This window comes from Plasticicumulans sp. (genome assembly GCF_035331805.1).
Lineage (GTDB): Bacteria > Pseudomonadota > Gammaproteobacteria > Competibacterales > Competibacteraceae > Plasticicumulans.
This window is the reverse complement of record NZ_DAOLKE010000346.1, coordinates 1-3,565: the sequence shown is the minus strand read 5'-3', so window position 1 is coordinate 3,565 and position 3,565 is coordinate 1. Positions and strand designations below refer to the sequence as shown.

Annotated in this window: 4 protein-coding genes; all 4 read right to left on the bottom strand. The window is 73.2% G+C overall.

Annotated elements, in window-relative coordinates:
- A partial coding sequence (locus PKE44_RS16550) for a ChuX/HutX family heme-like substrate-binding protein (RefSeq protein WP_324553418.1) occupies positions 1–640 on the bottom strand: 640 nt, incomplete at its 3' end.
- Between the two features lie 573 nt (positions 641–1,213).
- Complete coding sequence (locus tag PKE44_RS16545; protein WP_324553415.1) at positions 1,214–1,639, bottom strand: biopolymer transporter ExbD; 426 nt, start codon at positions 1,637–1,639, stop codon at positions 1,214–1,216.
- A gap of 1 nt (position 1,640) precedes the next feature.
- A complete protein-coding gene (locus tag PKE44_RS16540; protein WP_324553412.1) occupies positions 1,641–2,504 on the bottom strand; it encodes a MotA/TolQ/ExbB proton channel family protein in 864 nt (287 codons plus the stop codon).
- 5 nt (positions 2,505–2,509) lie between these two features.
- On the bottom strand, positions 2,510–3,295 hold the full coding sequence (locus PKE44_RS16535; protein ID WP_324553409.1) for an energy transducer TonB: 786 nt from the start codon (positions 3,293–3,295) through the stop codon (positions 2,510–2,512).
- Positions 3,296–3,565: the final 270 nt, after the last annotated feature.

The following is a 3,565-nucleotide window of genomic DNA, read 5'->3' as shown; positions in this document are numbered from 1 at the left end:
CCGGCAGCCGGCCGGGCTGCGGGGCGGCGAACAGCGGATAGCACTCACCCCCGAGCGGACCGTCCGGATACGGCAGCGGATCGCCGGGCTGCGGCGTGTTCTGCAGCGCGACCGCCGGCAGGCGTGGCGACTGATCGGCGTGGCGGTGGCGCAGCACCAGCCGGTCGAAGCGGCGCGTGTCGCCGTCCGGGCCGAGGCGCAGGCCGAGCAGCGGCGCGCCATCGGCCCCGAAGAACGCCAGCATGCGCACCGGCGCGCCGCCATCGGCCGGGATGTCGGTCGCGGCGAAGCCGTGGGTCCAGTGCTGCGGAAACACGCGCAGGTCCAGCCCCGGCCCGAGCAGATAGCCGCCGGCGCTGCCGAGCAGGCCGCGTTCGAAGCGCCCGTGCGCAACCTGATACAGCGCCGCGTGCTGCACGCACACCGTCAGCGGGCCGAGCGTCGGCAGCGCTGCGAGCAGCGCCGACCAGCGCCCGTCGAGCCGCAGCACCGGCCCGCCGCAGCCGCGGGCGATCAGCGCCGCGGCCGACACACGCAGCAGCGCATCGGGGTCGGAGCCGGAGTCCAGGGCGCCGGCCGCCTGTCCCGGTGGCAGGGCGCCACGCAGCGCCTGCGGATGCCAGTAGAGCCGCGCGCTCATCGCGGCAGCCTCGGGCGCGCGCTGCCGGCTCCGGACGGCTCGCCATAGGCATGCAGCAGCGGATGGGGCCGGTCCGGCCGGCCGTCGGCACGCCGCAGGCGCACCGGACGGCCGTCGACGAACAGCAGACAGGGTCCGTGGGGCAGGGAATTCGCTGGGCAGGACATCCGCGACCTCCGACAGGCGACACGCCAGGTGGAAACGTGAACGCGGCAGGAGCGCGTCCGGGTGTCGTTGATCATATGAGAATCATTCTCAATTGATCAATAGTCGCCGATGCGTATTTGTCGCGAAAATGTCGGAATCATGGCGACAAGTGCGATGATCGTCTTCGATTTTTCGACAGGCACGAACAGACGCTCCGGCGTCGATGACGCGAAGATCAAGGTCTGCCACGAAGCGGCCGGGGAGGCCGCAGCGAGCACCGGCAGGCGGAACGCACCGTCCGTGCCGGCACGGGGATCAGGATTTCGCGCTTGCCAGCCCCGTGTCGTCTTTCAGGCCCGCGCGGGCTGCCGGCGGCTTGTCCGGAGCCGGCGGAAAGGAGCGCCGCCGGTGCCCGCCGATCCGCCCTCAGTGCGTCGCGGCCGGCTGCGGATCGGTCACGAAGCCGATGCGGTTGACTCCGGCATTGCGCGCCGCGGCCATCAGCTGCGCGATGCGTTCGTAGCGGGTCTCGCGATCGGCGCGCAGGTGCAGTTCGGGCTGCGGCTGCTGCGCGGCGAGGGCGGCGAGCCGGGGCGCGAGTTCGCTTTCGGCGAGCGCGGCGTTGTCCCAGAACAGCGCGCCGGCGGCATCGAGCGACAGCGTCACCGCTGGCGGCGGCTGCGGATCGGTGCGGTGCGCGGCGCGCGGCAGGTCGAGCTTGACCGTGTGCGTGAACAGCGGCGCGGTCAGGATGAAGATCACCAGCAGCACGAGCATCACGTCGACCAGCGGCGTGGTGTTGATCTCGGCGTTCGGGCGGGAATGGCTGCTGCCGAGGCTGCCGAAGGCCATGTCACACCCCCGCGGCCGGGCAGAGGCGCACGATGCCGGCCTGCGGCGATTCGGCCGGGCGCTCGCTCGCATCTGCGGGGCGCGGGGCGGCTTCGCTGACGGGGGCCGGTGGCACGGTCGCGGCCGGCAGCAGCGCGGCGCCGGAGTCCGGCACGCCGTTCAGTTCGGCGTGCAGGCGCGCGTGCAGCGCATGCGCGAAGCCTTCGAGTTCGGCACTGAGCAGGCGCTGGCCGCGCGTGCAGGCGTTGTAGGCCAGCACCGCCGGCAGCGCGACCGCCAGACCGAAGGCGGTCATGATCAGCGCCTCGCCGACCGGACCGGCGACCTTGTCGATCTGTGCACTGCCGGCGGCGGCGATTGCGACCAGCGCGTGCTGGATGCCCCAGACCGTGCCGAGCAGACCGACGAACGGCGCCGTGCTGCCGATCGACGCGAGCGCCGTCAGCCCGCTCTCGAAGCGCGCGCCGAGCCGGTTCAGCGTCTGCGTCAGCGCCGCGGCGATCGGGTCGCCGGCGTGGCCGGGGCCGTGGCGGCGCAGCCAGTCGGCCGCGGCACGGCCATCGGCGAACAGCTCCAGCCAGGCTTCGGCACCGGGCGTGCGCTGCAGGCGCTGCTCGGCCTCGGCGACCGTTTCGGTCTCGGCCCAGACGCGCTGCGCGCGCCGGCGTGCCGGCATGCGCGCCAGCCGCCCGGCGAGCTTGGCGAGGATCAGCGTCCACGACAGCAGCGACATCGCCAGCAGCGCCAGCGCCGAGCCGAGGCTGACGGCGTCGGCACCGGCGAACAGGTGGGCCAGACCCGAAGGCAGATCGGCGAGGACCTCGGCGAGGAAGCCGGGCGGAAACAGCACGTCGGTCGGAAACATCGGGTTTAAGACTCCAGCTTGAACAGGATCGGAACGGTGACGGTGGCGGCAACCGGCGCGCCGGCCTGCTGCGCGGGCACGAAGCGCCAGCGGCGTACGGCGGAAAGCGCAGCGTCGTCGAGGCGCGCATGGCCGCTGCTCGCGGCGATCTCGACCGACTCGGCGCGGCCCTCGGCCGTGACGCGCACGCGCAGCAGCACGCGCCCGGCCTCGCCGGCACTGCGTGAGTCGGGCGGGTAGCGCGGCGGCGGATTGCGCAGGTAGGCGGCGCTGAAGTTCGCAGCCGTCGCCGAGGGCGCAGCGGCGGCCGGCGCCGGTGGCAGCGGCGAGGGCGGGGTTTCGCTGCGCGCTGCCTCCGGGGCTGGCGGACGGGGGGCCGGCTTCGGTTTCGGCGGCTGCATGACCGGCTTTGGCTTTGGCTTCGGCGGTGTGGGCAGGGGCGGCTTCGGCGGTGCAGTGATCGCCTGCGGCAGCGGTTCGGGCGGGGGCGGCGGTTCGGGTGGCGGCGCTTCGGGTTCGGGTGGGGGAGCCGTCTCGGCCGGGGCAGCGGCGAGTGGGGCCGGGGGCGGTACGGCTTCGATCAGGTCGACGACCAGCGGCGCCATCGGCAGCGGCTGCGGCAGGGTTTCAGGCGTCGTCCAGTGACCGAGTGCGCCGACGTGCAGGGCCAGGGCCGCAGCGAAGGTGCCGCCGGTGCGCAGCCCGCGGCGCAGCGCCGGTGGTCGCGACGACAGCAGGGCGGCCGGCAGGGCGGCGGGAGCGGGGCGCAGTGGCGCAGGGCGGGCGATCACGGCTTCATCCGGGCGTCATGAACAGGAATGACTGCGGATGTTAATGAGAATGCTTACTGTTTGTAAATTGTGGAATCCCGCTGCAACGATCGCAGAACCGGCGGACGAGACCCGTCACCCGCCAGTGTTGCGGGGGTATCAAAACCCGGGTGCAACCCCCGGCGCCGGATACGGCAGCGCCGTCGTACCGTAACCGGGCAGCAGGCATGGCGGGTGCGGCGCGGGCAGCCGGAGGTCCTGCCCGTCATCCGTGCATACCGCTTGGCTGCG